Below are 262 nucleotides of genomic sequence, written 5' to 3' on the forward strand. Positions count from 1 at the left end.
CTAAAAAGCATATACGTTATCTTTCATAACTATCGTGCTTTGATCGGTCAGCCCTTGTCACATTAATTGATATCCATTAATCATTTTTAAATAGATTTTAGGAGGAGATTTTAAATGAAAGATTTATTAAAAGGCACACTTGGTTTTGGTACGGCACCACTAGGTAATATGTACCGCAATATTCCAGAAGAAGAAGCAATCGCAACAGTGGATGCTGCTTGGGATAATGGTGTTCGTTACTTTGATACAGCTCCACTTTATG

At 35.9% G+C, this 262-nt stretch carries 1 protein-coding gene; it reads left to right on the plus strand.

The window, feature by feature from the left end; all coding sequences use genetic code 11:
- Positions 1-114: 114 nt before the first annotated feature.
- The coding region (locus tag SB717_RS36980) for an aldo/keto reductase (RefSeq protein WP_410908066.1) at positions 115-262 on the plus strand (148 nt) is incomplete at its 3' end.

Source organism: Priestia sp. SIMBA_032 (assembly GCF_046535215.1).
GTDB lineage: Bacteria > Bacillota > Bacilli > Bacillales > Bacillaceae_H > Priestia > Priestia aryabhattai.